This window comes from Streptomyces sp. CNZ287 (assembly GCF_007827615.1).
This window is the reverse complement of the sequence record NZ_VISV01000018.1, coordinates 61,453-85,970: the sequence shown is the minus strand read 5'-3', so window position 1 is coordinate 85,970 and position 24,518 is coordinate 61,453. Positions and strand designations below refer to the sequence as shown.

Here is a 24,518-nt window from a genome sequence, read left to right as displayed (position 1 = left end):
GCGTACCGCCGCACCACCCCGCGGGGCCAGGGGCGTACGGCCCGCGCACGGCACCGCAACGCATCACCGAGGAAGGCGCGACACCATGACCGACACACCCGCCTCCGCCGCTTCCGACGCCGCCGCCACCGACGCCCCGGCGCCGCAGGCCCCGCTCGCGGGGCTGCGCGTCCTGGACCTCGCGACGCTCTTCGCCGGGCCGCTGGCCGCGACCATGCTGGGCGACTTCGGCGCCGAGGTCGTCAAGGTCGAGCACCCCGCCAGACCCGACCCCTCCCGCGGCCACGGCCCCGCCAAGGACGGCGTCGGCCTGTGGTGGAAGCTGCTCGGCCGCAACAAGAAGAACCTCACCCTCGACCTGTCCACACCCGGCGGACGCGACGTGCTGCTGCGGCTGGCCGCCGGATCCGACGTGATCGTCGAGAACTTCCGCCCCGGCACGCTGGAGAAGTGGGGCCTCGGCTGGGCGGAGCTGTCGGCGGCCAACCCCCGGCTGGTGCTCGCCCGGGTCACCGGCTTCGGCCAGTTCGGCCCGTACGCCCGCCGCCCCGGGTTCGGCACCCTCGCCGAGGCGATGAGCGGATTCGCCGCGGTCACCGGCGAGCCGGACGGGCCGCCGACGCTGCCGCCGTTCGGCCTCGCGGACTCCGTCGCCGCGCTCTCCACCGCGTACGCCGTGATGACCGCGCTCGCCGGGCGGGAGCGCACCGGGCGCGGGCAGGTGGTCGACATGGCCATCATCGAGCCGATGCTGACGGTGCTCGGCCCGCAGCCCCTCTGGTACGACCAGCTCGGCTACGTCCAGCCGCGTACCGGCAACCGTTCCACCAACAACGCGCCGCGCAACACCTACCGCACCGCCGACGGCCGCTGGCTCGCCGTCTCCACCTCCGCGCAGTCGATCGCGGAGCGGGTGATGCGGCTCGTCGGGCGGCCCGAGCTGATCGACGAGCCGTGGTTCGGCACCGGGGCGGGGCGGGCGGCGCACGCCGGGGAACTGGACGAGGCGGTCGGCGGGTGGATCGCGCGGCACGACGCGGCGACGGTCGTCGCCGCCTTCGAGAAGGCGCAGGCGGCGGTGGCGCCCGTGTACGACATACGCGACGTGATGGCCGACGAGCAGTACCGGGCGCTGGGTTCGATCACCGAGGTCGAGGACGAGGAACTGGGCACGGTGAAGATGCAGAACGTGCTCTTCCGGCTCTCCGAGACCCCGGGCGCGATCCGCTGGGCCGGCCGGCCGCACGGCGCGGACACCGACGCCGTGCTGGCCGGTCTGGGGCTGACCGGCGCGGAGATAGCCGGGCTGCGCGACGAGGGGGCGGTGTGAGCGCGCCGCGCCCGTCCGCGGTCGCGGCGGATCCGGCGGGCGCCGGCGGGCCGGGGGACGCCGGGGACACGTATCTCACCTGGCTGTACGTGCCGGGGGACCGGCCCGCGGTGGTGGCCAAGGCGCTGCGCAGCGGGGCGGACGTGGTGCTGGTCGACCTGGAGGACGCGGTGGCGCCCGAGCGCAAGGCGTACGCGCTGGCGGCCACCGCGGAGCTGCTGGGCGAACCGCGCCCGGGGCCGGTGCCGGTGCACGTCCGCGTCAACGCGCTGACCGGCCCGCTGGCGGACGTCGAACTGCGCACGCTGGCCCCGCTCCCGGGTCTGGGCGGACTCCGGCTGCCGAAGACCCGCGGCCGGGAGGAGGTCCTGCGCGTGGCAACGGCCGCACTGGCGGCCCGGGCCGGCGCTCCCGCGCCCGTACCGGCGCCCGGTGACGGCACACCCGCCGCCGGGCCGGACGACGCAACCGGCGGTGCGGGCCCGTATCCCGCCCCCGCGCCCGGCCCACGGCACGGTCACGACGCGGCGGACGGCCTTTCCGCGCCGCCCCTCGGCCACCCCGCCACCGGCGGCGTCCCGCCCCTCTACCCGCTCCTCGAATCCGCCCTCGGCATCGAGCGCGCCTACGAGATCGCCGCCGCGCACCCCGCCGTGCGCGGCATCGCCCTCGGCGAGGCCGATCTGCGGGCGGAGCTGGGCGTCGCCGACGACGCGGGGCTGGCCTGGCCGCGCAGCCGCGCCGTCGTCGCCGCCCGCGCCGCGGGGCTCGCCCCGCCGGCCCAGTCGGTCTACCCGGACGTCGCCGACCTCGAAGGACTCGCCCGCTCTTGCGCCGCGGGACGGGCCCTGGGCTTCCTGGGCCGTACGGCGATACACCCCCGTCAACTGCCCGTGATCGAGCGCGCGTTCCTGCCCGCCCCGCGGGAGGTCGAACGGGCCGAGGAGATCGTCGCGGCCGCGGCCGCCGACGCCGGCGCCCTCGCGCTGCCGGACGGCCGCTTCGTCGACGCCGCCGTGGTCGCCGAGGCCCGCCGCACCCTCCGGCTGGCCCGCCGCCGCCCCGCCTGACACGCCACCGCCCCGGCCGGGGTTCCGGCCGGGGCGGTGGCGGCGGTACGGGCACGGCGCCCCCGGGCGCAGGCGGGCGCGAGCGCTCAGCCCAGCGCCGACAGCGCCTCGTTGAACGTCCGCGACGGGCGCATGACCGCCGCGGCCTTCTCCGGGTCCGGCTGGTAGTAGCCGCCGATGTCGGCCGGCTTGCCCTGCACCGCCAGCAGCTCCTCGACGATCTTCTCCTCCCGCTCCGCCAGCGTCGCCGCCAGCGGCGCGAACGCCTCCGCGAGCTTCGCGTCGGCGGTCTGGCCCGCCAGCTCCTGCGCCCAGTACAGCGCCAGGTAGAAGTGGCTGCCGCGGTTGTCGATGCCGCCGACGCGGCGGGTGGGCGACTTGTTCTCGTTGAGGAACGTCGCCGTCGCCCGGTCCAGGGTGTCGGCGAGGACCTGGGCGCGGGCGTTGTCCGTCGTCTGCGCCAGGTGCTCGAAGGAGACGGCCAGCGCCAGGAACTCGCCGAGGCTGTCCCAGCGCAGGTAGTCCTCCTTGACGAGCTGCTGGACGTGCTTGGGCGCCGAGCCGCCGGCGCCGGTCTCGAAGAGGCCGCCGCCGTTCATCAGCGGGACGACGGAGAGCATCTTGGCGCTGGTGCCCAGCTCCAGGATGGGGAAGAGGTCGGTGAGGTAGTCGCGCAGCACGTTGCCGGTGACCGAGATGGTGTTCTCGCCGCGGCGGATCCGCTCCAGCGACAGCGCCATCGCGTCGGCCGGGGCGAGGATGCGGATGTCCAGGCCCTCGGTGTCGTGCTCCGGCAGGTACTCCCGCACCTTGGCGATCAGCCGGGCGTCGTGCGCCCGGTCCTCGTCCAGCCAGAAGACGGCCGGGTCGCCGGTGGCGCGCGCGCGGGTGACGGCGAGCTTCACCCAGTCGCGGATCGGCGCGTCCTTGGTCTGGCACATGCGGAAGATGTCGCCCTCGGCGACCGGCTGCTCCAGCAGGACGGCGCCGGCCGCGTCCACGACGCGTACGGTGCCGGGCGCGGCGGCCTCGAAGGTCTTGTCGTGGCTGCCGTACTCCTCCGCCTTCTGCGCCATCAGGCCGACGTTGGGCACCGAGCCCATCGTCGACGGGTCGAAGGCGCCGTGGGCGCGGCAGTCGTCGATGACGACCTGGTAGATGCCCGCGTAGCTGCTGTCCGGGATGACGGCGAGGGTGTCGGCCTCGGCGCCGTCGGGGCCCCACATGTGGCCGGAGGTGCGGATCATCGCGGGCATCGAGGCGTCCACGATGACGTCGCTGGGGACGTGCAGGTTGGTGATGCCCCGGTCGGAGTCGACCATCGCCAGCGCCGGGCCGTCGGCCAGCTCGTCGTCGAACGACGCCTTGATCTCGGCGCCTTCGGGCAGCGCGTCGAGGCCGGCGAGGATGCCGCCGAGCCCGTCGTTCGGGGTCAGGCCCGCGGCGGCCAGCGTCGCGCCGTAGCGGGCGAACGTCCGGGGGAAGAAGGCCCGTACCGCGTGGCCGAAGACGATCGGGTCGGAGACCTTCATCATCGTGGCCTTCAGGTGCAGCGAGAACAGCACGTCGTCGGTCTTCGCGCGGGCGACCTGCTCGCCGAGGAACGCGCGCAGCGCCTCGACGTGCATCACGGAGGCGTCGACCACCTCGCCGGCGAGCACCGGCACCGCCTCGCGCAGCACCTCGGTGGTGCCGTCGGCGCGGGCCAGCTCGATGCGCAGGCTGCCGTCGCGCTCGACGACCGCGGACTTCTCGGTGGAGCGGAAGTCGTCGGCGATCATGTGCGCGACGTTCGTCTTCGACTCCGGGGTCCACGCGCCCATGCGGTGCGGGTGGTTGCGGGCGTAGTTCTTCACCGAGGCGGGGGCGCGGCGGTCGGAGTTGCCCTCGCGCAGCACGGGGTTGACGGCGCTGCCCTTGACCTTGTCGTAGCGGGCGCGGATGTCGCGCTCCTCGTCGGTCTTGGGCTCGTCCGGGTAGTCCGGCAGGTCGTAGCCGTGCGCGCGCAGCTCGGCGATGGCGGCCTTGAGCTGCGGGATGGACGCCGAGATGTTCGGCAGTTTGATGATGTTCGCCTGCGGCGTCTGCGCCAGCGCGCCCAGCTCGGCGAGCGCGTCGGCCACCTGCCGCTCGGCCGGCAGCCGCTCGGGGAAGTGGGCGAGGATCCGCCCGGACAGGGAGATGTCGCGGGTCTCCACCTCGACCCCGGCGGTCGCGGCGTACGCCTGGACCACCGGCAGGAACGAGTACGTGGCCAGGGCCGGGGCCTCGTCGGTGTGGGTGTAGATGATCGTCGATGCTGATTCGGTCACCGGGTGCTCCAGTCCGCGTCGCTGCTCTGCCGGATTGCTTGATGTCAAGATATCCCCTGCGTGCCGGGCACCGGACAGCGGCCTGCGCCGCGGGGCGGGTGGAGATGCGTCACACCAGGCCGGGGGCGTGGAAGGCGCCTGCGGGCGACCGGATAGGCTCCCGGAACCGACACTCCCGGGGGGATCCGTCTCATGCGTGGACTGCGAATCGTGCTCGTGGTGTGTCTCGTGCTGGGAGTGCTCTTCGTCGCCGCCGACCGGCTGACCGTCTACATCGCGGAAGGGAAGGTCGCGGAGAAGATCCAGGCCAGGCAGGGCCTGGAGGGCAGCACCGACGTCTCCATCAACGGCTTCCCGTTCCTCACCCAGATCTACGGCAAGCACCTCGACGACGTCGACGTCACCATGACCGGCATCCGCGCGGACCCGGCCGCCGCCGGCACCGGCGAACGGCTGATGATCTCCGAGTTCAGCGTGGACCTGAGCGGCGTCGAGCTGGACGGCGACTACGGCGGCGCGACCGCGGAGACCGCCGAGGGCTCCGCCGTCATCGCGTACGAGGCGCTGTCGGTCGTGGCCGGGCAGAAGGGCGTCAGCTTCGCCTACGGCGGCGAGGGCAAGGTGAAGGTCACCGCGAGCGCGGAGGCGCTGAACGCGCCGGAGCCGGCCGAGGTGCTCTCCACCGTCACCACCGAGGGCGGTGACACCATCCGGCTGGAGGCGGTCGAGGTCCCGGCCTCCGGCGCGCCGGGTGCCGAGGACGCGATCCGCGGTGCCGTGGACCTCGACCGGCGGGTCGGCGGGCTGCCGGACGGCGTGCGGCTCGACATGGTCACCGCGACCGGCGACGGCATCGTGGTCGACGTGAAGGGCGAGGGGATCCGGGTCGCGGGCTGACCGCGGGCGCCGCCCGGAGCTCAGGCGAGGTTCACCAGGAAGTCGTGGCACGCCTGTTCGCAGCGGCGGCACGCCGCCGCCCGCTCGGCCGCCCCCGGCGCCTCCGCGGCCAGCCGCTCGTAGTCCTCGGCACACGCCGCGCACGTCGCTGCGCACAGCTCGACCTGGGCCCGCAGCCCAGGGGCATCGTGCCGGCCGTGCTGCGAGAGTATCCGGGCGGTCTGCTCGCACACGTCCGCGCACCGCAGGTCCAGCCGCTGCACCGTGCCCGGCTCTGCCGCGCCGGCGGGCTGCAGGCACGCCGTCGCGCACTCCGCGCACGCCTGCGCACAGACGAAGCCGTCCTCGATGTAGCGGACGAGGGCTTCACGATCGAGCTCGTCGGCCGAAACGGCCACCTGGATCGCCTCCTTCACCGTGACCTGCCGCCCCTCTGCTCTCAGCCCACGGGGCCCGGCTGCGGATCCGGCTCCGGCACCGGGTCGGGACCGGGCGGCCGGGGGATCGGGTCCGGCTCGGGCGGCGGCTGCGGCCCGGGACCCGGCCCCGGCCCGGGGCGCGGATCCGGGCCGGGGCCGGGCGGTGCGGGGGGCGTCGGCGGCGGCATCGGCGGCGGTACGGGGTCGGGCTCCCGGTCCGCCGCCGGGGTCCGGCGGGTCCCGGTGGTCGCTGCCGGCACCCGGGTCGGCTGCGTCGACATGTCGTCCTCCCGTGACGGGGTGTGCTCGTGTGTCCGTAGCGGTCAAGGGGGCGGGTGCCCCGCCGCGCCCCGCTTCACGCCCCGGCGCGGGAAGATCCGCCCGATTGCCGTCGTCCGGGACCGGGCGCGGTGCCGGCGGGCGGAGTGCCCCGGCCTCAGCGGCGGTGCCGCCGGTGCCCGGCGGGCCGGGTGCCGGTGTTGCCGTGGCCCCGGAGCCGGTGCGCGGTCAGCCGGCGTCCGTCCCGGGGCAGCTCCGCGGGTTCGCGCTCCTCCGTGACCCGGCCGACCGGGCCGGACGCCGGCGGCCGCGGCTGCTCCTCGGGCCGCGGCGGGGCGGCTTCACCGGACCGTATCCGGATGCCGAGCCACACCGCGCCGATCAGCACGGCGACCACGACGAGGCCGAGGAGGAAGGGGAGCAGGCCGGCGGCGAGCGCGGTGTCGGCGGTGGTGCCGGAAGCGCGTGTGTGCGGGTCGGTACGCATGGGTCCGGGTACCCGCGGACCGCACTTCCGCACCTGCGGCTTCGGGCCGCACCGCCACGTTCGTGTGAGCGCACCGGCCCCCGCCGCCGGCCCGGGCGGTCCGTCCGGGGGCGATACCGCCGCCACGTGGGACACTCAAGTACGTGCGTTTCCTGAATGACTCTCCCGCCCCGTACGACCTGACCTACGACGACGTGTTCATGGTCCCCCGCCGCTCCGGCGTGGGCTCCCGCCAGGCCGTGGACTTGTCGTCCGCCGACGGCACCGGCACCACCATCCCGCTCGTCGTCGCCAACATGACGGCCATCGCCGGCCGCCGGATGGCGGAGACCGTGGCCCGCCGCGGCGGGCTGGTCGTCATCCCGCAGGACATCCCCATCGACGTGGTCACCGAGGTCGTCTCCTGGGTCAAGGAGCGCGACCTGGTGCTGGACACGCCCATCGTGCTCGGCCCCCACTCCACCGTCGCCGACGCGCTGGCGCTGCTGCCCAAGCGGGCGCACGGCGCCGCCGTCGTCGTCGAGGACGGCCGCCCCGTCGGCGTCGTCACCGAGGCCGACCTGAACGGCGTGGACCGCTTCACCCAGCTCTCCGAGGTCATGTCCCGCGACCTGCTCACCCTCGACGCGGACATCGACCCGCGCGAGGCGTTCAACCGGCTGGACGCCGCCCACCGCAGGCTCGCCCCCGCCGTCGGCCCCGACGGGCGGCTCGTCGGCCTCCTCACCCGCAAGGGCGCCCTGCGGGCCACCCTCTACACCCCCGCCACCGACGCCCGCGGCCGGCTGCGCATCGCCGCCGCCGTGGGCATCAACGGCGACGTCGCGGGCCGCGCCGAGCAGCTCCTCGACGCGGGCATCGACACCCTCGTGGTGGACACCGCGCACGGCCACCAGGAGCAGATGATCCTCGCGCTGCGCGCCGTCCGCGCCCTCGGTCCCGAGGTGCCGGTGGCGGCGGGCAACATCGTCGCCGCCGAGGGCGTACGCGACCTCGTCGAGGCGGGCGCCGACATCGTCAAGGTCGGCGTCGGGCCCGGTGCGATGTGCACCACCCGCATGATGACGGGCGTGGGCCGCCCGCAGTTCTCCGCCGTGCTGGAGTGCGCCGCCGAGGCGCGCCGGCTCGGCAAGCACGTGTGGGCCGACGGCGGCGTGCGGCATCCCCGCGACGTCGCGATGGCGCTGGCCGCCGGCGCCTCGAACGTCATGATCGGCTCCTGGTTCGCCGGCACCTACGAGTCCCCGGGCGACCTCCAGCAGACCGCGGACGGGCGGCTGTACAAGGAGAGCTTCGGCATGGCCTCGGCGCGCGCCGTCCGCGGCCGCACGGTCGAGGAGTCCGCGTACGACCGCGCCCGCAAGGGGCTCTTCGAGGAGGGCATCTCCACCTCGCGGATGTTCCTGGACCCGGCACGGCCCGGTGTCGAGGACGTCATCGACGCCGTCGTCGCGGGCGTGCGCAGCGCGTGCACCTATGCCGGGGCGGCGACGCTGGAGGAGTTCCACGAGCGGGCCGTGGTCGGCGTGCAGAGCGCCGCGGGGTACGCCGAGGGCCAGCCGCTGCACGCGAGCTGGCAGTAGGGCGCGGCACGGGCAAGGGCACCGCTCCGGCCGCCGGGGGAGCCGCCCGGCCGGCCGTGGTGTACTGCGGACATGCGACTCGACGAGCTGGACGAGCGGATCGTGCGCGCCCTCGCCGAGGACGCCCGCCGCACCTACGCCGACATCGGCGCCGAGGTCGGCCTGTCGGCGCCCGCGGTCAAGCGGCGCGTGGACCGGCTGCGCGCCGCCGGCGCCATCACCGGCTTCACCGTACGGGTCGACCCCACCGCGCTCGGCTGGGCCACCGAGGGCTACGTCGAGCTGTACTGCCGCTCCAACACCGGCCCCGGCGACATCCGCCGCGCACTGTCGCGCTACGCCGAGGTGGCCGCCGCCTCCACCGTCACCGGCGACGCCGACGCCATCGTGCAGATCTTCGCCACCGACATGCGCCACTTCGAGGAAGTGCTGGAACGGATCGCGGGCGAGCCGTTCGTCGAGCGCACCAGATCGGTCCTCGTCCTCTCCCCGCTCGTCCGCCGCTACGCCCCCGACCCACCGCTCTGAGCCGCACGGCCCGGCACGCAACGGATCACCGCGAAGGGCCGCGGAGACGCAACGAATCGCCTGGTCGGACGCAATCGACCGGCCTTGTTCCGGGCCGCGCGCAGGACGTACCGTCGGGGGAAACGCACCCACCACCCGCCTGCGAGGTTGCCCATGGCGCCGCTGCGCACCGCCCTGCTCCAGGGGCCGGCCGGGGTGCCCCCGAGCAGACGGGAGGCCCTCGCCGCGCTGGAGGCCGCCGCCCGGACCGCCGCCGCCGGGGGCGCGCGGCTGCTCGTCGCATCCGAGCTGTCCCTCAGCGGCTACGCCACCGATCCCGCGGGCCGCGCCGAGCCGGCCGACGGCCCCGGCGCCCGCGCCGTCGCGGGCATCGCCGCCGACCACGGTCTGTCCATCGCCTACGGCTACCCGGAGCGTGACGGCTCCGACGTGTACAACGCCGTCCAGCTCGTCTCCCCGTACGGCTATCCGCTGGCCAACTACCGCAAGACGCACCTCTTCGGCGACTTTGAGCGCAAGTTCTTCACCGCGGGCGACACCCCCGTGGTCCAGGCCGACGTCGACGGCATCCGCGTCGGCATCCTGATCTGCTACGACGTGGAGTTCCCCGAGCCGGTGCGGGCGCACGCCCTGGCCGGCACGGAGCTGCTGCTCGTGCCCACCGCGCTGATGCGCCCGTACGAGTTCGTGCCCCGCGCCCTCATCCCGGTGCGCGCCTACGAGAGCCAGCTCTACGTCGCGTACGTCAACCGGGTCGGCGCCGAGGGCGAGCACCACTTCGCCGGGCTGAGCTGCCTGGCCGCACCCGACGGCACGGTGCGCGCCCGCGCCGGGCACGACGGCGAGGACCTGCTGCTCGCCGACGCCGACCCGGCCCGGATCACCGCCGCCCGCCGCGACAACACCTATCTCGCGGACCTCAGGCCCGAGTTGTACGCCTGACGCCCCGCGCCGAAGTCCCGCACCCGTAGCCCGTAGCCACCGGACCCGTACCCGCGCACGCCCCGGCGGCGGCCGCGCGCCGCCCCTGCCCGCACGCCCGAGGAGCACCGCCCGATGACGTCCACCGTGCCCACCGCCGTCCACCCCGCGGGGGAGGAGACCGGCCGGCGGCCGATCACGATGTTCGGCCCCGACTTCCCCTTCGCCTACGACGACTACCTCGCCCACCCCGCCGGGCTGGGCCAGATACCGGCGACGGAGCACGGCACCGAGGTCGCCGTGATCGGCGGCGGGCTCTCCGGCCTCGTCACCGCGTACGAGCTGATGAAGATGGGCCTGAAGCCGGTGGTCTACGAGGCGGACCGGATCGGCGGCCGGCTGCGCACCGAGACGTTCCCCGGTTGCGACCCCGCGCTCACCGCCGAGATGGGCGCGATGCGCTTCCCGCCGTCGTCCACGGCGCTGCGGCACTACATCGACCTCGCGGGCCTCGCGACCCGCCCGTTCCCCAACCCGCTGGCCCCCGGCACCCCTTCGACCGTCGTCGACCTCAAGGGCGAGTCGCACTACGCCCGCACCATCGACGACCTGCCGCAGGTCTACCGCGACGTCGCCGCCGCCTGGGCCGACTGCCTGGAGGAGGGCGCGGACTTCAGCGCCATGAACCGCGCCATCCGCGAGCGCGACGTACCGCGGATCCGCGAGCTGTGGGCGGCGCTGGTCGAACGGCTCGACAGCCAGACGTTCTACGGTTTCCTCTGCGACTCGGCGGCCTTCCGCTCCTTCCGGTACCGGGAGATCTTCGGCCAGGTCGGCTTCGGCACCGGCGGCTGGGACACCGACTTCCCCAACTCCATCCTGGAGATCCTGCGCGTCGTCTACACCGAGGCCGACGACGACCACCACGGCATCGTCGGCGGCAGCCGGCAGTTGCCGCTGCGGCTCTGGGACCGCGCGCCCGGCAAGCTCGTGCACTGGCCGCAGGGGACCTCGCTGGCCGCCCTGCACGCCGGCGGCACCCCCCGCCCGGCGGTCACCCGGCTCGCCCGCGCCGCCGGCGAGCGGATCACCGTCACCGACTCCGCGGGCGACGTACGCACCTACCGGGCCGCGGTCTTCACCGCCCAGTCGTGGATGCTGCTGTCGAAGATCGACTGTGCCGACGAGCTGCTGCCCATCGACCACTGGACCGCCGTCGAACGCACCCACTACATGGCCTCGTCCAAGCTCTTCGTGCCCGTGGACCGGCCGTTCTGGCTGGACCCGGCCGTCGACGGCGACGGGCGGCCGACCGGGCGCGACGTGATGTCCATGACGCTCACCGACCGCATGACCCGCGGCACCTACCTCCTCGACGAGGGCCCGGACCGCCCGGCGGCGATCTGCCTCTCGTACACCTGGTGCGACGACAGCCTGAAGTGGCTGCCGCTGACGGCCGAGGAGCGGATGGAGGTCATGCTGAAGTCGCTCGGCGAGATCTACCCGGGCGTCGACATCAGGAAGCACGTCATCGGGCCGCCCCTGACGGTCTCCTGGGAGGACGAGCCGTACTTCATGGGCGCGTTCAAGGCGAACCTGCCCGGCCACTACCGCTACCAGCGGCGGCTGTTCACCCACTTCATGCAGGAGGCGCTGCCCGCGGGCAAGCGCGGGCTGTTCCTGGCCGGCGACGACATCTCCTGGACGGCGGGCTGGGCCGAGGGCGCGGTGCAGACCGCGCTGAACGCGGTGTGGGGCGTGATGCGGCACTTCGGCGGCGCCACCGACCCGGCCAACCCCGGGCCCGGCGACGTCTTCGACGCCATCGCCCCGGTGGAGCTGCCGGAGGACTGACGACGGCGGCGGCCGGGCACCCGGCTCAGCCGGCCGGCCGGCCGCCCAGCGGGACCAGCAGGCAGCGCGAGACCAGCCCCACCGACTGATCCAGCCGCTCGGTGAACTCCTCGCCCACCTCCGGCAGTCCGCGCAGCCGCCACAGCACCCGGGCCGCCGCCCACGCCGCGTCCCGCGCGCGCTCCAGACTCCAGGCGCCCGCGAGGTGGGTGAGCGGATCCGCCACGTCCAGCAGATCGGGCCCCGGCATGAGCTGCTCGCGGATCCGCTCCTCCAGCCGTACGAGCAGCTCGCCCACTCGCTCGTAGTCGCCCTCGACCTCCTCGGGTTCGCGTTCCAGCGCCCGGCAGGTGGCGACGACGGCGAGCGGGAGGTCGTAGCCGATATGGGCGTTGATGCCGGCGAGCGCGAACTGCAGGGTGTGCACCCCGCGATGGCGGCGGGCCTCGAAGAGCGGCCGCCAGCAGGCCGGCGGGCGGCGGCCGGCCGCGGCGTCGTCCACCGCGGCCAGGAACCGGCCGGCGAAGTCCGCGGCGAGCCCCGCGGCCGCGGTCCGGTCGGCGAAGCGGCCGGCCGCCAGATGCAGCCGCACCTCGTCCGTCACCACGAGATAGACCGAGGTGAAGACCGCGACCCCGTCGCGCCGGGGCAACTCGCACGTCAGCGCGCGCATCCGTTCCGCGGCGGCGTCGAGGGTGCCCGGGGCCGCCTTGTCCTGCACAGACGTCATGGCGGCCACCCTGGCAGCCGGGGGACCGCGCGGCCATCACCCGGCCGGGCGGGGCCCGGAGCACCCCTCGTTCGAGTGGTGCCCGCCGTCCCGCCGGGACCGGCCCGGGCCGCGCGGAGGTGATCCAGCCCACAGGATCCGGTGGGTTGACCGCCGCCGGGGCGTGGCAGACTGGAGGCGTACCAGTGACGTACGCGCACTCCGGGGTCGGTGAAAATCCGAACCGGCGGTTAAAGTCCGCGACCCGGCCGCTGCCAGCGGCCGGTTGACCAGGTGAAATTCCTGGACCGACGGTGAAAGTCCGGATGGGAGGCAGTGCGCGGCGGGATGCCACAGGTGCGCCGCCGGCGGCGGCCCGTCCCTTTCCGGGCGGTCCACCCGTCTCCCGGCCGGCGCTCCGGTGATCGCGTTCCGTGACTGTCGTGAAGACAGGCCCCGGAGTCCGTGCCCGACGAGGCAGGAGGACCCGGTGGCCACCCCAGCCGAAGCGCAGGCGATGCGCCGCGCCATCGCGCTCGCCTCCCGGGCGCTCGGCGACACCAGCCCCAACCCCGTCGTCGGCTGCGTGATCCTCGACGCCGCCGGGCACCCGGCGGGCGAGGGCCACCACGCCCGCGCAGGCGGCCCGCACGCCGAGGTCGCCGCGCTGGCCGACGCGGGGGAGCGGGCCCGCGGCGGCACCGCCGTCGTCACCCTCGAACCCTGCAGCCACACCGGCCGCACGGGTCCCTGCGTCCGCGCCCTCGCCGACGCCGGCGTCGTCCGCGTCGTCTACGCCGTCGCCGACCCCACCCCCGCGGCCGGCGGCGGGGCCGCCGCGCTCGCCGCCGCGGGCATCGAGGTCGAGGGCGGCCTGCTCGCCGACGAGGCCGCCGCCGGGAACGAGCCGTGGCTGACCTCCGTGCTCCGCGGCCGCCCCTACGTGCTCTGGAAGTACGCCGCCACCCTCGACGGCCGCAGCGCCGCCGCCGACGGCACCAGCCGCTGGATCACCTCGCCGGCCGCCCGCGCCGACGTGCACCGGCTGCGCGCCGAGGCCGACGCCGTCGTCGTCGGCTCCGGCACCCTGCGCGCCGACGACCCGCAGCTCGCCGTCCGCGGACCCCGCGCCGAGGCCGGCGTCACCCAGCCGCTGCGCGTCGTCGCCGACACCGGGGGCACCGCGCTCACCCCCGGTGCCCGGATCCTCGACGGCGCCGCCCCCACCCTCGTCGCCGTGGCCGCCGACGCCGCGGACTCCGCCGTCGGCCGCCTCGACGCCGTCCTCGACGCCGCCGCGGTCCGCGCCGGCCGCCGCGCCGACGTCGTGCGGCTGCCCCGCGCCGCAGGCGGCCGCGGCCTCGACGTCGCCGCGCTGCTCGCCGCGCTGTACGGGCGGGACGTGCGCTCCGTACTGCTGGAGGGCGGCCCGGCCCTGGCCGGGGCGTTTCTCGCCGCCGGCGTCGTGGACCGGGTCGTCTGCTACCTCGCCCCCGTCCTGCTGGGCGCCGGGCCCGCCGCGCTCGCCGACGCCGGAATCGGGACGATCGGCGAGGCGTTGCGCCTCGATGTGACCGCCGTCGATCACCTCGGCCCCGACCTGCGGCTGACCGCCGTGCCGGGTCCCGCGCCCGAGCCGCCCGCCACCAAGGAGAGCTGACGTTGTTCACCGGAATCGTTGAAGAGCTCGGCGAGGTCGTCGCCGTCGAGGAGCTGCCCGACGCCGCCCGCTTCCGGCTCCGCGGCCCCGTCGTCACCGAGGGCGCCCGGCACGGCGACTCCATCGCCGTCAACGGCGTGTGCCTGACCGTCGTCGACCACGAGGGCGCGGAGTTCACCGCCGACGTGATGGCCGAGACGCTGGACCGCTCCAGCCTCGGCGGCCTCGGCCCCGGTGACCGGGTCAACCTGGAGCGCCCCACCGCCGTCGGCGGGCGCCTCGGCGGGCACCTGGTGCAGGGCCACGTGGACGGCACCGGCGAGATCACGGCGCGCAAGACCTCCGACAACTGGGAGGTCGTCACCGTCTCACTGCCGGCCGGCCTCTCCCGCTACGTCGTGGAGAAGGGCTCCATCACCGTCGACGGCGTCAGCCTCACCGTCGTGGAGGCGGGCCCCGACTTCTTCACGATCAGCCTCATCCCCACGACGCTCGCGCTCACCACCCTCGGCTTCAAGCAGCCGGGGGACAGGGTCAACCTGGAGGTCGACATCGTCGCCAAGTACGTCGAGCGGCTTGTCGCCCCGCACGCGGCCCGCGCGGACGGAGCCCGGGAGTGAGCGCCCTGGACTCCCTCAACGGCGTGGCCTTCTCGGTGTTCGGCGAGGACATCAAGTGGGCCGACATGACCGGCAACGTGCTGGGGCTGGGAGCCCTCGCCCTCGGCTGGCGCCGCTCGGTGGCGGTCTGGCCGGCCCAGTTGCTCTCCGGCGCGGTGCTCGTCGTCGCGTACGCCTCCGCCGGCCTCACCGGCGGCGTCGGCAAGCAACTGCTCGTCGTCGGCGTCTCGGTGTGGGGCTGGGCGCAGTGGACGCGCGGCCGGCGCGAGAGCGGGGCGATACGGGTGCGCTTCGCCACCTGGACCGAGCGCGCCTGGCTCGTCGCCGCCACCGCGGCCGGCACCACCGCCGTGGCCCTGCTCTTCCTCGCCGTCCCGTCGCTGTCCTGGAACCCCTGGCCGGACGCCTACCTGTTCACCGGCTCCGTCGCCGCCATGGTCGCCATGGCCCGCGGCTGGGTCGAGTTCTGGTTCGCCTGGCTCGCCGTCGACGCGGTCGGCGTCCCCCTCGCGTACTCCAGCGACCTGAAGTTCTCCGCCCTCGTGTACGTCGTCTACGGCGTCGTCGTCCTCCTCGGCCTCCGCGCCTGGTGGACCGCGAGCCGCCGCACCGCCCCGCCCGCCGCCGGGCGGCCGGAGGCACTGGAAGGAGCCGCCGCATGACCGCTCTTACGACCTGGCCGCCCGCCGGGGAGGCGGAGGACCTCCGCCTCGACCCGGTCGAGCGCGCGATAGAGGAGATCGCCGCCGGCCGGCCCGTGGTCGTCGTGGACGACGAGGACCGCGAGAACGAGGGCGACCTCGTCGTCGCCGCCGAACTGATCACGCCCGCCACCGTGGCGTTCATGATGCGCGAGTGCAGCGGCATGATCTGCATGCCGATGACCGGCGCGGAGCTGGACCGGCTCGGCATCCCGCAGATGGTCCGGCGCAACACCGAGTCCCTGCGCACCGCCTTCACCGTCACCGTGGACGCCTCCGCCGCCCACGGCGTCACCACCGGCATCTCCGCCTCGGACCGGGCGGCCACGATCCGGCTGCTCGCCGACCCCGCCGCCGTCGCCGCGGACTTCGTCCGCCCCGGGCACATCTTCCCGCTGCGCGCCCGGGAGGGCGGCGTGCTCGTCCGCGACGGGCACACCGAGGCGGGCGTGGACCTGGCCCGCCTCGCCGGGCTGCGGCCGGCCGCCGCGATCGTGGAGATCGCCGGTGAGGACGGCGAGATGCTGCGGCTGCCGCAGCTCGTGCCGTTCGCCCGCAGGCACGGCTTCGCGATCATCTCCATCGCCGACCTCATCGAGTACCGCAGGACCACCGAGCGCGCCCCGGCCGACCCGGAGCCCCCGGCGGCACCGGCCGCCGCCGGGCGCGCGGCCGTGCCTACGGACGCTCCCGCGGACGCCCCCGCCGTACGCCGCGAGGCCGAGACCCGGCTGCCCACCGCGTACGGCGACTTCACCGCGTACGGGTACCGCTCGGCGGCCGACGGCGTCGAGCACATCGCCCTGGTCATGGGCGACGTCGGCGGGGTCGACGACCTCGGCCAGGGGGTGCTCGTACGCCTCCACTCCGAGTGCCTGACCGGCGACGTCTTCGGCTCCCAGCGCTGCGACTGCGGCCCGCAGCTCCACGCCTCGCTGCGCCGCGTGGCCGCCGAGGGCCGCGGCGTCGTGATCTACCTGCGCGGACACGAGGGCCGCGGCATCGGCCTGCTGTCCAAGCTGCGCGCGTACGAGCTCCAGGAGCGCGGCCGCGACACCCTCGACGCCAACCTGGAGCTGGGCCTGCCCGCCGACGCCCGCGACTACGCCGCCGGCGCCCGGATGCTCGCCGACCTCGGCGTCACCTCCGTGCGTCTCATGACCAACAACCCGGAGAAGGTCGACGCCCTGCTCCGCCACGGCCTGGCCGTCACCGGTCGCGAGCCCACCCCCGTCGAGGCCGGCGAGCACAATCTGCGCTACCTGCGCACCAAGCGCGACCGCATGGGCCACCACCTGCCGTGGCTGGACGGCGCGCCCGTCGCGGTGTGCAGCAACCAGTGACGCCGTAGCGACACCGTTTCCGAACACCCCGACACCCCGCACATCCGTAGAGCACAGCGAACGAGGAGAGCCGTGAGCGGCAAGGGCGCACCCGAACTGACCGTGAAGAACTGCGAGGACCTGCGGGTCGCCGTCGTCGCGGCGCTCTGGCACGAGCAGGTGATGGACGGGCTCGTCGACGGCGCCCTGCGCGCCCTCGGCGAGCTGGGCATCGCCGAGCCCACCCTGCTGCGCGTGCCCGGCAGCTTCGAGTTGCCCGTGGTCGCCAAGGCGATGGCCGGCCGCGGCTACGACGCCGTCGTCGCCCTCGGCGTCGTCATCCGCGGCGGCACCCCCCACTTCGACTACGTGTGCCAGGGCGTCACCCAGGGTCTGACCAGCGTCGGCGTGGAGACCGGCGTGCCCGTCGGCTTCGGCGTGCTCACCTGCGACACCGAGGAACAGGCGCTCGCCCGCGCCGGGCTCGCGGACTCGGTGGAGGACAAGGGCCACGAGGCGGCAACCGCCGCCGTGGCCACCGCCACGGCGCTGCGGAACGTCGCGGAACCCTGGCGCTGAGTGCCCCCGCGGACCCCGTAGACTTGGGCCCACCATGGCCAGCAAGACATTCGAGGAGCTCTTCGCCGAGCTCTGCCAGAAGGCCGCCACCGGCGACCCCGCCACCTCCCGCACCGCCCAGCTCGTCGAGCAGGGCGTGCACGCCATCGGCAAGAAGGTCGTCGAGGAGGCGGCGGAGGTCTGGATGGCCGCCGAGCACGAGGGCGAGGAGCGCACCGCGGAGGAGATCTCCCAACTCCTCTACCACCTGCAGGTGATGATGGTCGCCCGGGGCATCTCCCTGGACGACGTCTACGCCCACCTCTGACGCCCGTACGCACCCGTCAGCCGACCCGGCAGAACAGGAAGAGCCACGACCATGCTGCGCATCGCCGTCCCCAACAAGGGTTCCCTCGCCGAGCCTGCGTCGGCGATGCTCCATGAGGCCGGCTACCGTCAGCGCACGGACCGCCACGAACTGGTGCTCACCGACGCGGACAACGACGTCGAGTTCTTCTTCCTGCGCCCCCGCGACATCGCCGTCTACGTCGGCTCCGGCCGCCTGGACATCGGCATCACCGGCCGCGACCTGCTCCTCGACTCCGGCGCCGGCGCCGAGGAGATCATGCAGCTCGGCTTCGGCGCCTCCACCTTCCGCTACGCCACCCGCCCCGGCACCGCCGCGGGCGTCGCCGACTTCGGCGGCAAGACGGTCGCCACGTCCTTCTCCGGGCTGGTCGCCAAGCACCTCGCGGACAACGGCGTGGACGCCGACGTCGTCCACCTCGACGGCGCGGTGGAGACCGCGATCAAGCTCGGCGTCGCCGAGATCATCGCCGACGTCGTCGAGACCGGCACCACGCTGCGGCAGGCCGGTCTGGAGATCATCGGCGAGCCGATCCTCACCTCCGAGGCGATCGTCATCCGCGGCACCGGCTCGCCCCGGGAGGAGCCGAAGGTCCGGCAGTTCCTCCGCCGGATGCAGGGCGTCCTCGTCGCCCGCCGGTACGTGATGATGGACTACGACATCCGCGCCGAGCACCTGGAGAAGGCGGTGGCCCTCACCCCCGGGCTGGAGTCGCCCACCGTCTCGCCGCTGCACCACGAGGGATGGGTCGCCGTCCGTTCGATGGTGCCCACCGCGGACGCCCAGCGGATCATGGATGAGCTGTACGACCTGGGGGCGCGGGCCATCCTCACCACCACGATCCACGCCTGCCGCCTGTGAGCGCCGCCGAGCTGCCGGTCACGTTCCGGCCCCACCGCACCCGGGTGGTACTCGTCGGCGCCGGGCTGGTCATCTTCGCCACGCTCACCGCGATCGGGCTGACGCTGAGCCTGAACGTGGGGGAGCGGATCAGCTTCATCGTCGTCGGGCTGCTCTTCCTCGGCGGCCTGCTGCTGCTCGGCCGGCCCAAGGTGGTCGCGGACGACGACGGCGTCACCGTCACCAACCTCACCCACCGCCGGCATCTGGCCTGGGCCGAGATCCTCCGCGTCAACCTGGGTCCCGGCGACCCCTGGGTCTCCCTGGACCTCGCCGACGGCACGAGCCTGCCCGTGATGGGCATCCAGCCGGGCATCGCCAGGCAGCAGGCCGAGCGGGACGCGCGGGCGCTCGCCGGGATGGCCGCGGAGCGCGGCACGGCCGCGTCCGGCGCCTGACTCTGCCCCGTACCCCCGAGTCGTGTCTACTCTGGTGCCCAGGGCCCCCGAGGGGCCCTCCCGGAGCCGCGCGCACCGGGTCACCCGGCGACCCGAGGAGTGAGCCCCCCAGGGCGATGGACGGATCCTCCTGTAGTACCGGCGCCGCCTCCCGCACGGAGGCGGCGCGGTGATGACCTCACTGGCCCTGCTGGGCTTCGCGTTCCTGCTGATCCTGGCCAACGGCTTCTTCGTGGCGGCCGAGTTCGGGCTGGTCGCGGTGGAGCGCCCGCAGGCGGAGCGGGCCGCCGCGGCGGGCGACCGGCGCGCCGCCCGCGTGGTGGCCGCGCTGCGGCAGTTGTCGTTCCAGCTCTCCGGCACCCAGCTCGGCATCACCCTCACCTCGCTGGTCGTCGGCATGCTCGCCGAGCCCGCCCTCGGCCGGCTGCTGCGCGGCCCGCTCACGGCCGCGGGGCTGCCCGGCGGCGCGGTGCCCGGCACCGCGCTGGCCGCCGGGGTGCTGCTCGCCTCGGCGGCGCAGATGGTCCTCGGCGAGCTGGTGCCGAAGAACTGGGCGGTGTCCCGGCCGCTGGCCGTCGCCCGGTTCGTCGCCGGGCCGCAGACCGCGTTCTCGCGCTTCTTCCGCCCGCTCATCGCGCTGCTCAACACCGCCGCCAACCGGCTGGTGCGGCTCCTGGGCGTCGAGCCGGCCGAGGAGCTGGCGTCGGCCCGTACGCCCACCGAGCTGGGGTCCCTGGCGCGCAGTTCCGCGCAGGCCGGGATGATCGAGCCGGACGCCGCCGACCTGTTCGTACGCACCCTCTCGCTCGGCGAGCTGACCGCGCAGCACGTGATGACCCCGCGGGTACGGGTGGTCGCGCTGCAGTCCTCCGCCACCGCGGCGGACGTTCTCAACCTCACCCGCGCCACCGGACTGTCCCGCTTCCCCGTCTACGCCGGCCGGCTGGACGAGGTCACCGGCATGGTCCACCTCAAGGACGCCCTGGCCGTGCCCGCCGCCCGCCGGGCTCGCACCCCCGTCGCGCGGATCGCGGTGCCGCCGCTGCTGGTGCCGGGGACGCTGCCGGCGCAGCCTCTGCTGGAGAAGCTGCGCGGCGGGCAGCCGATAGCCGTGGTCGTCGACGAGTACGGCGGCACGGCGGGCGTCGTGACGCTGGAGGACATCGTCGAGGAGCTGGTCGGGGAGGTCCGTGACGAGCACGACCGGGAGGTCGACGGCGTCCCCGACCTGCGGGCCGCGCCTGCCGTCGACGGCCGCCCGGCATGGGACGCCGACGGCGGCTGCCGGCTCGACGCGCTGCGCCGGATCGGGCTGACGGCGCCGGAGGGCCCGTACGAGACGGTGGCGGGGCTCGTCGCCGCGCTGCTGGGCCGGATTCCGGCGGCCGGGGACACGGCGGCACTGCCGGGCTGGCGGCTCGCCGTACGGCACGTCGACCACCACCGGGCGGCGCTGGTACGGCTGGTGCGTACCGCCGGCGGCGCGCCCCCGGTGCCCGCCGCGGCGGGCCGGGGCGGGGCGGAGGGGAGGGCCGCGTGAGCGCGCTCCACCTGGCCTTCGCCGCGCTGCTGGTGCTGGCCAACGGGTTCTTCGTCGGCGCCGAGTTCGCCCTCGTCTCCGTACGCCGCAGCCAGATCGAGCCGCACGCCGCCGCCGGCTCCGCCCGCGCCCGCCGGGTGCTCCACGGTCTGGAGCACCTGCCGCAGATGATGGCCGCCGCGCAGTTCGGCATCACGGTCTGCTCGCTGACCCTCGGCGCGCTCGCCGAACCCGCCATCGCCTCGCTGCTGGAGCCCGCCTTCCACGCCGCCCACGTGCCGCACGGGCTCATCCACCCGCTCGGCTACGCCGTCTCGCTGGCCGTCGTCGTCTGCCTCCACCTCGTGATCGGCGAGATGGTGCCCAAGAACCTCGCGCTGGCCGCGCCCGCCGCGGCGGCGCTGTGGCTCGCGCCCGGGCTGGTCGCGTTCGCCCGGATCTGCCGCCCCGTCACGGCGCTCCTCGGGGCCCTGGCCCGGCACATGCTGCGGCTGGTGCGGGTGGAGCCGCGCTCGGCGCTCACCAGCGTCTACACCACCGAGCAACTGACCGACCTGGTCGCCGACTCCCGCGACGCCGGGCTGCTCGGCGACGGCGAGCAGCGGCGGCTCAACGACGCGCTCGGCCTCGGCTCGCGGCCGGTGACGGACGTGCTGCTCGACCCCGGCTCGATGGTCGCGGTCACCGCCTCCGCCACCCCGCGGCAGGTCGAGGAGCTGACGGTGCGCACCGGCTACTCGCGCTTCCCGGTGCGCGACGCCGGCGGCAGCGGCGCGGCAGGACCCACCTATCTCGGCTATCTGCACGTGAAGGACGTCCTCGAGCTGGACGAGCGCGAACGGGCCGTGCCCGCACACCTGTTCCGGCCGATGACCGTGCTGCGCCCGGAGCTGCCGCTGGACGACGCGCTGGCCGCGATGCGGCGCGGCGCCTCCCATCTGGCGGCGGTGGCCGACCCCGCGGCGCCCGGGCGGGTGCTGGGGCTGGTGACGCTGGAGGACGTGCTGGAGCTGCTGGTCGGCGAGGTACGTGACCCCGCCCACCGGCTGACGGTGCGGCAGCGCACGGCGGACGGGACGGCCGCGGAGTCCGTGCCCACCTCGGTCGGCTGACCGGACGCGGTTCGGGCGCGGCCGGTCAGCCGGCGTCCGGCTCGGCCTTCGGCTCGCGGCCGGACAGTATCTCGCCGTACGCCTGCATCAGGTCCGGCAGCCGCAGTGTCGCGAGGTCCTCGCGGCCCGGCGGCCCCGGGTAGGCCGACAGCCGCAGGTCGCGGTAGGCGCAGCTCTTCTCGTACAGCGTGCGCAGGAAGCGGCCGTTGCCCAGCTCGTCGATCCACCCCTGGTCGACGACGTGCCCGCAGATGCTGCGCAGCTCCTCGACCGACTCCTCGTCCCACTTGTCGCCGTTCTGCGCGGCCAGCACCTCGCCGATCGCGGTCAGCTCCAGCGGGCGGTAGCTGGGGAAGTCGACGCGCGTCGTGAAGCGGGACGTGAGGCCCGGGTTGCTGGAGAGCAGGCGGTCCATGCCCTTGGGGTAGCCGGCGAGGATGACGACGAGCCGGTCGCGGTTGTCCTCGGCGCGCTTGAGCAGCACCTGGAGGGCCTCGTCGCCGTACGCGTCGCCGCGGGAGTAGCCGACGCCGGCGAGGCTGTACGCCTCGTCGATGAAGAGCACGCCGCCGAGCGCGGAGTCGATGAGGTCGTTGGCCTTCACCGCGGTCTGGCCCAGGAACTCGCCCACGAGATCGGCCCGTCCGGCCTCCACGAGCCGGTCGCTGGCGAGCAGCCCGAGGGCGTAGAAGACCCGGCCCAGGATGCGCGCCACGGTGGTCTTGCCCGTACCGGAAGGGCCGGAGAAGACGAAGTGCCGCTTCGGCGGCTGCACCGGCAGCCCTTCGCCGGCCCGCAGCCGCGCCATGTTGAGCTGCGCCGACAGCGCCCGCACCTGCCGCTTGACGGGGTCGAGGCCCACCATCCGGTCGAGGTCGGCCAGCGCCTCGGCGAGTATCCCGGGATCGGCGGCGGCCGGCTGGTGTGCGGAGCCCGCGTGCAGCGAGGCGCGCTCGCGCAGGACGCCCGGGCCGCCGGCCGGGGGCGGCGGGCGGAGCACCTCGTCGGCGGGCACCAACTCCCGGCCGTCGGGCGCCGGGGGAGCGGGGTCGCCCGGCGCGGTCTCCTGCTCGGCGCCGCCGAGGGACACCGATGCCAGGCCCGGCACCGGGTCCAGGCCGTCGAAGTCGTCGAGGTCGTCGATGGCGGCGATCCGGGCCGCGGTGTCCATGAAGGAGGGGTCGATCCGGTGCACCGCGCGGTACAGCGGCAGCGCGGCGGCGCTGCGGCCGGAGCCCTCCTGCGCGCGTGCCAGCCAGTAGCGCAGCTCCTTGCGCTGCGGCTGCTCGCTGCGGCAGCGCATCAGCGCGGCGGAGAGCATCGGCACGGCCTGCCCGTACATCTCCAGCCGGACCCGCGCCATGCCGGCGAAGAGCCCCGCCTCGATGCCCAGCAGCGGGTCGTCGGTGAGCGGCACGGTCAGCCGGACGAGCTGCTCCCAGTCCTTGACCAGGTACGCGCGGCAGGCGTGCAGGAAGCGCACCTGCGGGTCGGCCTCGGCGGGGGGACAGGCGGCGAGCGCCTGCTCCAGCTCGGCGACGTGCCGGCCGTCCAGCCAGTGGGAGGCGTGCGCGAGCAGCAGGTCGCGGCCGGAGTCGAGCACGGGCTGCACCCACCAGCCCAGCCAGTACCAGGAGTTGAGGGGGCGGCGGTGCCGGGCCCGCTGCTCGCCGAAGCGGTCGCGGTGCCGGTACATCTCCAGCAGCGCCGTGGCGGTGTCCGCCCGCAGCGCGTGCAGGCCCAGCCAGGCGTCGGCCATCTGCGGGTCCAGCCGCACGGCGGACCTGAACTCCTCCTCGGCCCGGGTGTACGCGCCCATGGTGTAGGCGTCGACGCCCCGCAGCCAGGCGAGCTCCGCGGGGGCCTCGGGCCCGCGCGCGCCGTTGTCCATCACGTAGCCACCAACCGTTCCCCCGTGGATCTCCTCGGGTCGCTGGTCGGCCGTCTCCCGCCAACTCCCTTGCAGAACAGGGGAGTTGCAGCAAAGACGGCCTGCTCGCATGGTACCCGCGGCGGCGATGCGGGCCGACGGCACGTATCGGACGCGCGCGCGGGGGACCCGGCCGCCCGCCGCGGTGACCGTGGGTGAGGGGCGGCCGGTACGTAAGTCATCCCATTGTTCCCTCTTGAGGACAGAACGAAGCCCCCGATCACGGGGGAACAATCGGGGGCTTCGCGCGTGAGGCGGTGCCGGTGGGGCCCGCTCACTGAGAACGTAAGTCCTGTACTGCCCCCGGGTCAAGCGGAGTTGGGGCCTGGAGGGGCCGATTCCGGCCGGGCCTCAGACCGGCTACGCAGGGTGTGCGCCAACCGGGGTCAGCGGGCGCTCGCAGGGCCCGGGACCAGCCGGTACGCGTCCCCCCGGCGCACCACCAGAAGACCGGCGTACGGGCGGGACGGGTCGGCCGAGAAGTGCGCACCCTCCGCCCGCTCCCAGTCGTCCCAGAACTCCGCGAGCCCCGGCCCGTCGCGCTCCCGCCCGCGGGCCCACGCCTCCGCGGCCGGTACCTCCATCCACAGCAGCCGGGCGAGGTGCGGGCGCAGCTCCCGGCGGCCCGCGCCGACGCCCTCGACGAGCACCACGGGCGCCGGCGGCAGGGTGCGGCGCGCGGTGAAGGCGCGGGCGTCCCAGTCGTACGCGTCGTAGACCGCGGGGCGCCCTGCGGCCAGCGGGTCGAGCACCTGGCGGCGCAGCCGTCCGGTCCAGCCGAAGAACTCGCGGTGTGTCGCGAGGTCGTCCAGCCGGAGTACGGGCGCCCCGCCCAGCGCCGCGGCGAGCCGGCCGGCGAACGTCGTCTTGCCGGACCCGGCGTGCCCGTCGACGGCCACCAGCCGCACGGGTCCGCAGGACGGTTCGAGGCCCCGCAGCTCGCGGGCCAGGGCGGCCGGCGCGGGGCCGGACGCCGGGGGGTCGGGTGCGCTCATCGCCGCAAGGCTACGGCGACCGCCCG

At 75.0% G+C, this 24,518-nt stretch carries 24 protein-coding genes and 1 riboswitch; of the genes, 17 read left to right on the top strand and 7 right to left on the bottom strand.

The annotated features are described in order from the left end of the window. The first annotated feature begins 85 nt into the window (after positions 1-85). Together FB457_RS27380 and FB457_RS27375 are read left to right on the top strand one after the other, a co-directional pair. Positions 86-1,330 carry a CaiB/BaiF CoA transferase family protein gene (locus FB457_RS27380; protein ID WP_047019515.1) on the top strand — a complete coding sequence of 415 codons (1,245 nt, stop codon included), beginning with the start codon at positions 86-88 and terminating at the stop codon, positions 1,328-1,330. Then, entirely contained in the window at positions 1,327-2,400 is a 1,074-nt protein-coding gene (locus FB457_RS27375) for an HpcH/HpaI aldolase/citrate lyase family protein (RefSeq protein WP_047019516.1), read from the top strand. The genes FB457_RS27380 and FB457_RS27375 overlap by 4 nt, the downstream gene beginning before the upstream one ends. Before the next feature lie 86 nt (positions 2,401-2,486). On the opposite strand, the gene FB457_RS27370 is transcribed toward FB457_RS27375, so the two are convergent. Then, on the bottom strand, positions 2,487-4,712 hold the full coding sequence (locus FB457_RS27370; protein ID WP_047019517.1) for an NADP-dependent isocitrate dehydrogenase: 2,226 nt from the start codon (positions 4,710-4,712) through the stop codon (positions 2,487-2,489). 192 nt (positions 4,713-4,904) lie between these two features. Here FB457_RS27370 and FB457_RS27365 point away from each other — a divergent pair, with 192 nt between their 5' ends. Next, positions 4,905-5,609, top strand: coding sequence for an LmeA family phospholipid-binding protein (locus tag FB457_RS27365; protein WP_047019518.1), 705 nt, complete (start codon positions 4,905-4,907; stop codon positions 5,607-5,609). 20 nt (positions 5,610-5,629) lie between these two features. Here the strand turns inward: FB457_RS27365 and FB457_RS27360 are convergent, their stop codons facing one another. The 3 genes from FB457_RS27360 to FB457_RS27350 all read right to left on the bottom strand — a co-directional run bounded on the left by FB457_RS27360 (position 5,630) and on the right by FB457_RS27350 (position 6,794). Continuing rightward, positions 5,630-6,007, bottom strand: a complete 378-nt coding sequence (locus FB457_RS27360; protein WP_347613074.1) for a four-helix bundle copper-binding protein — start codon at positions 6,005-6,007, stop codon at positions 5,630-5,632. A 41-nt stretch (positions 6,008-6,048) separates the two neighbouring features. After that, positions 6,049-6,309: a hypothetical protein gene (locus FB457_RS27355; protein ID WP_145783604.1), complete on the bottom strand. Its 261-nt coding sequence runs from the start codon at positions 6,307-6,309 to the stop codon at positions 6,049-6,051. Positions 6,310-6,464: 155 nt separating this feature from the next. After that, complete coding sequence (locus tag FB457_RS27350; protein ID WP_145783602.1) at positions 6,465-6,794, bottom strand: DUF6479 family protein; 330 nt, start codon at positions 6,792-6,794, stop codon at positions 6,465-6,467. Between the two features lie 143 nt (positions 6,795-6,937). Between FB457_RS27350 and FB457_RS27345 the strand changes: the two genes are divergently transcribed. The 4 genes from FB457_RS27345 (at position 6,938) to FB457_RS27330 (ending at position 11,680) form a co-directional block, all read left to right on the top strand. Then, positions 6,938-8,377 (top strand): GuaB1 family IMP dehydrogenase-related protein, encoded by a 1,440-nt coding sequence (locus tag FB457_RS27345; RefSeq protein ID WP_047019521.1) that lies wholly within the window; start codon positions 6,938-6,940, stop codon positions 8,375-8,377. A 72-nt stretch (positions 8,378-8,449) separates the two neighbouring features. Continuing rightward, positions 8,450-8,905 carry an Lrp/AsnC family transcriptional regulator gene (locus tag FB457_RS27340; protein WP_047019522.1) on the top strand — a complete coding sequence of 152 codons (456 nt, stop codon included), beginning with the start codon at positions 8,450-8,452 and terminating at the stop codon, positions 8,903-8,905. A gap of 153 nt (positions 8,906-9,058) precedes the next feature. Then, entirely contained in the window at positions 9,059-9,847 is a 789-nt protein-coding gene (locus tag FB457_RS27335) for a nitrilase-related carbon-nitrogen hydrolase (RefSeq protein ID WP_145783600.1), read from the top strand. Positions 9,848-9,961: 114 nt separating this feature from the next. Further along, positions 9,962-11,680, top strand: a complete 1,719-nt coding sequence (locus tag FB457_RS27330; RefSeq protein ID WP_145783598.1) for an FAD-dependent oxidoreductase — start codon at positions 9,962-9,964, stop codon at positions 11,678-11,680. A gap of 25 nt (positions 11,681-11,705) precedes the next feature. Here the strand turns inward: FB457_RS27330 and FB457_RS27325 are convergent, their stop codons facing one another. Continuing rightward, complete coding sequence (locus tag FB457_RS27325; RefSeq protein ID WP_173534909.1) at positions 11,706-12,410, bottom strand: DUF5995 family protein; 705 nt, start codon at positions 12,408-12,410, stop codon at positions 11,706-11,708. Between the two features lie 192 nt (positions 12,411-12,602). Beyond that, positions 12,603-12,733, top strand: a riboswitch (FMN riboswitch). Positions 12,734-12,906: 173 nt separating this feature from the next. Here FB457_RS27325 and ribD point away from each other — a divergent pair. The 10 genes from ribD to FB457_RS27275 all read left to right on the top strand — a co-directional run bounded on the left by ribD (position 12,907) and on the right by FB457_RS27275 (position 21,567). Beyond that, a complete protein-coding gene (ribD, locus tag FB457_RS27320) occupies positions 12,907-14,049 on the top strand; it encodes a bifunctional diaminohydroxyphosphoribosylaminopyrimidine deaminase/5-amino-6-(5-phosphoribosylamino)uracil reductase RibD (protein WP_047019525.1) in 1,143 nt (380 codons plus the stop codon). Between the two features lie 2 nt (positions 14,050-14,051). After that, on the top strand, positions 14,052-14,669 hold the full coding sequence (locus FB457_RS27315) for a riboflavin synthase (protein ID WP_047019526.1): 618 nt from the start codon (positions 14,052-14,054) through the stop codon (positions 14,667-14,669). Next, positions 14,666-15,331, top strand: coding sequence for a nicotinamide mononucleotide transporter family protein (locus FB457_RS27310; RefSeq protein WP_047019527.1), 666 nt, complete (start codon positions 14,666-14,668; stop codon positions 15,329-15,331). Before FB457_RS27315 ends, FB457_RS27310 begins: the two co-directional genes overlap by 4 nt. Next, complete coding sequence (locus tag FB457_RS27305) at positions 15,328-16,713, top strand: bifunctional 3,4-dihydroxy-2-butanone-4-phosphate synthase/GTP cyclohydrolase II (protein ID WP_047019528.1); 1,386 nt, start codon at positions 15,328-15,330, stop codon at positions 16,711-16,713. Before FB457_RS27310 ends, FB457_RS27305 begins: the two co-directional genes overlap by 4 nt. A gap of 72 nt (positions 16,714-16,785) precedes the next feature. Next, the gene (gene ribH / locus FB457_RS27300) at positions 16,786-17,271 is read left to right on the top strand and encodes a 6,7-dimethyl-8-ribityllumazine synthase (protein WP_047019529.1); all 486 of its coding nucleotides are present in this window, start codon (positions 16,786-16,788) and stop codon (positions 17,269-17,271) included. Between the two features lie 34 nt (positions 17,272-17,305). Further along, positions 17,306-17,578 (top strand): phosphoribosyl-ATP diphosphatase, encoded by a 273-nt coding sequence (locus FB457_RS27295; RefSeq protein WP_047019530.1) that lies wholly within the window; start codon positions 17,306-17,308, stop codon positions 17,576-17,578. 51 nt (positions 17,579-17,629) lie between these two features. Beyond that, the gene (hisG, locus tag FB457_RS27290) at positions 17,630-18,478 is read left to right on the top strand and encodes an ATP phosphoribosyltransferase (protein WP_047019531.1); all 849 of its coding nucleotides are present in this window, start codon (positions 17,630-17,632) and stop codon (positions 18,476-18,478) included. Beyond that, positions 18,475-18,915, top strand: coding sequence for a PH domain-containing protein (locus FB457_RS27285; RefSeq protein WP_047019532.1), 441 nt, complete (start codon positions 18,475-18,477; stop codon positions 18,913-18,915). Before hisG ends, FB457_RS27285 begins: the two co-directional genes overlap by 4 nt. Positions 18,916-19,084: 169 nt before the next feature. Then, positions 19,085-20,455 (top strand): hemolysin family protein, encoded by a 1,371-nt coding sequence (locus FB457_RS27280; RefSeq protein ID WP_173534910.1) that lies wholly within the window; start codon positions 19,085-19,087, stop codon positions 20,453-20,455. Continuing rightward, complete coding sequence (locus FB457_RS27275) at positions 20,452-21,567, top strand: CNNM domain-containing protein (protein ID WP_145783596.1); 1,116 nt, start codon at positions 20,452-20,454, stop codon at positions 21,565-21,567. Before FB457_RS27280 ends, FB457_RS27275 begins: the two co-directional genes overlap by 4 nt. A gap of 25 nt (positions 21,568-21,592) precedes the next feature. Here the strand turns inward: FB457_RS27275 and FB457_RS27270 are convergent, their stop codons facing one another. Both FB457_RS27270 and FB457_RS27265 read right to left on the bottom strand, forming a co-directional pair. Then, complete coding sequence (locus tag FB457_RS27270; protein ID WP_047019535.1) at positions 21,593-23,458, bottom strand: AAA family ATPase; 1,866 nt, start codon at positions 23,456-23,458, stop codon at positions 21,593-21,595. 425 nt (positions 23,459-23,883) lie between these two features. Then, complete coding sequence (locus FB457_RS27265) at positions 23,884-24,492, bottom strand: hypothetical protein (RefSeq protein WP_145783594.1); 609 nt, start codon at positions 24,490-24,492, stop codon at positions 23,884-23,886. Positions 24,493-24,518: the final 26 nt, after the last annotated feature.

Coding starts and splice junctions, on each gene's coding strand:
- FB457_RS27380 (WP_047019515.1), top strand. CDS start 86: ATGACCGACACACCCGCCTCCGCCGCTTCCGACGCCGCCGCCACCGAC.
- FB457_RS27365 (WP_047019518.1), top strand. CDS start 4,905: ATGCGTGGACTGCGAATCGTGCTCGTGGTGTGTCTCGTGCTGGGAGTG.
- FB457_RS27355 (WP_145783604.1), bottom strand. CDS start 6,309: ATGTCGACGCAGCCGACCCGGGTGCCGGCAGCGACCACCGGGACCCGC.
- FB457_RS27350 (WP_145783602.1), bottom strand. CDS start 6,794: ATGCGTACCGACCCGCACACACGCGCTTCCGGCACCACCGCCGACACC.
- FB457_RS27340 (WP_047019522.1), top strand. CDS start 8,450: ATGCGACTCGACGAGCTGGACGAGCGGATCGTGCGCGCCCTCGCCGAG.
- FB457_RS27335 (WP_145783600.1), top strand. CDS start 9,059: ATGGCGCCGCTGCGCACCGCCCTGCTCCAGGGGCCGGCCGGGGTGCCC.
- FB457_RS27330 (WP_145783598.1), top strand. CDS start 9,962: ATGACGTCCACCGTGCCCACCGCCGTCCACCCCGCGGGGGAGGAGACC.
- FB457_RS27325 (WP_173534909.1), bottom strand. CDS start 12,410: ATGACGTCTGTGCAGGACAAGGCGGCCCCGGGCACCCTCGACGCCGCC.
- ribD (WP_047019525.1), top strand. CDS start 12,907: ATGCGCCGCGCCATCGCGCTCGCCTCCCGGGCGCTCGGCGACACCAGC.
- FB457_RS27305 (WP_047019528.1), top strand. CDS start 15,328: ATGACCGCTCTTACGACCTGGCCGCCCGCCGGGGAGGCGGAGGACCTC.
- FB457_RS27295 (WP_047019530.1), top strand. CDS start 17,306: ATGGCCAGCAAGACATTCGAGGAGCTCTTCGCCGAGCTCTGCCAGAAG.
- hisG (WP_047019531.1), top strand. CDS start 17,630: ATGCTGCGCATCGCCGTCCCCAACAAGGGTTCCCTCGCCGAGCCTGCG.
- FB457_RS27270 (WP_047019535.1), bottom strand. CDS start 23,458: ATGGACAACGGCGCGCGCGGGCCCGAGGCCCCCGCGGAGCTCGCCTGG.
- FB457_RS27265 (WP_145783594.1), bottom strand. CDS start 24,492: ATGAGCGCACCCGACCCCCCGGCGTCCGGCCCCGCGCCGGCCGCCCTG.